Source organism: Serratia sp. 121840015-1 (assembly GCF_053627655.1).
In genome coordinates, this window is record NZ_JBSEYF010000024.1 from 1 (window position 1) to 1356 (window position 1356).

The 1356-nt window shown below is 64.7% G+C and carries 2 protein-coding genes; both read left to right on the plus strand.

Annotated elements, in window-relative coordinates; genetic code table 11:
• The first annotated feature begins 5 nt into the window (after positions 1 to 5).
• Complete coding sequence (locus ACUXAC_RS26910) at positions 6 to 179, plus strand: conjugation system SOS inhibitor PsiB family protein (protein ID WP_454267153.1); 174 nt, start codon at positions 6 to 8, stop codon at positions 177 to 179.
• Positions 176 to 901: a plasmid SOS inhibition protein A gene (locus ACUXAC_RS26915; protein ID WP_342172918.1), complete on the plus strand. Its 726-nt coding sequence runs from the start codon at positions 176 to 178 to the stop codon at positions 899 to 901. Before ACUXAC_RS26910 ends, ACUXAC_RS26915 begins: the two co-directional genes overlap by 4 nt.
• Positions 902 to 1356 lie beyond the last annotated feature (455 nt).

The following is a 1356-nucleotide window of genomic DNA, read 5'->3' on the forward strand; positions in this document are numbered from 1 at the left end:
GGTCAATGACGCTGCCATTTGACGGCGGTCAGTCGCTGGCGTGGCTGTACCTGGATGAGCATTACACCCCGGCCACGGTCAACCGGGTGCTGCATGCCGTGGCGGGCTATTACCGGCTGGGGTTCTGGCGGCCGGAAAAGCTGGCGGTCGCGCTGCGGATGGGAGGGCATTGCCTGTGATCCCGAACCATCTTGCTCTGGTGCCGTGGCACCCGTACCGGCAGGCCGTCTGGCAAGCCATCGCACAGGTCGAAGCCCGCCGTGAAGCTGGCAGGCGGTTATCCGCCTACCCGTATGCCACGGCGTTTTTCCGCCAGTTAACCGGGCGGCTCACACTTTCAGCCAGGGACATCCGCATGATAGACGTGACCTACCGGCCCGGCGATCGTCGCCGCGCCACGCGCAAGGAAGACTATATTGACGCGCTCGACACGCTGATTGCCAGCCGGGGGGAGCACTGTTATTCCCCGTTGCCGGGCGACACCCGTGACACGCTGTTCCCGGAAGTGAACCGTCGCCGCCGTCAGCGCTTCGAGCACCGGCTGACGATGAAACACACCCGTCAGGCGCGCATCGACGCCACACTCCGGCGGCACAAGCGGCGACGCTATCAGGTGCGGCTGGCGCAGGCGGAAATCGAGCTGGCGTTCATCACGCCGGGCGAGCTTGACCGCTGGGTGCGACGTGCGCAGCAGCAGGGAGTTGCCGAGGATGATTTGAGCGGGCTGGTGATGGCGTGGACGGCGCGGTTTCCGTGCCTTGCCGAATTGGATCGTTATCTTTGGGCTGACATGCCGTTCTGGGAGGCGCGTCTTCAGGTCAGTCTGATCAGTGCTGAGTTATCCGCTGAAACGCATATCGATAACGCGGCGCGGCTGCCGAATCGCCTGGTAGGCCGCTAACCCCGGACAACAGGCTGCAGTGGCTGCGCCACTGCGGCTTGTTGCTCTCTCATTCCTGTGCCAGGTATGCCTCATCCTTCAGCAGGGGAGAATACTTCTGTTGATAGAGCCGAGGTGATGGTCGGGCAGGGATGTGCCGCTTCTGAACGACTTGCCTGGCGAAACGATGCGGCGCTGGGCGTCCGGGCGCGCTGTCGTGCTGCGCATGGCGCCGGCAAGCCGTCGCCCCCCTGCGGGCGTCCATCGCTGACGCGAAAGGCACGCTTGCAGCCGGCGGTGCCGGCGCCGCTTCTCACTGTTCCTCGCCCTGGCGAAGAACGCTAAGGTCGCCCCGGCTTTTCGCCGTGTCGGGTGTGTTCCTGCTCAGCTTACCGGTGGTTATCTCTCATCGGCCCTTACGCGGCCGCTTTTGTAGCACCGTCGCCCGCGTGCCCGCAAGGGTGAAATGCACGCCG

Excerpts from the sequence above, each read along its gene's own strand:
- ACUXAC_RS26910 (WP_454267153.1), top strand. The coding sequence starts at position 6 with ATGACGCTGCCATTTGACGGCGGTCAGTCGCTGGCGTGGCTGTACCTG.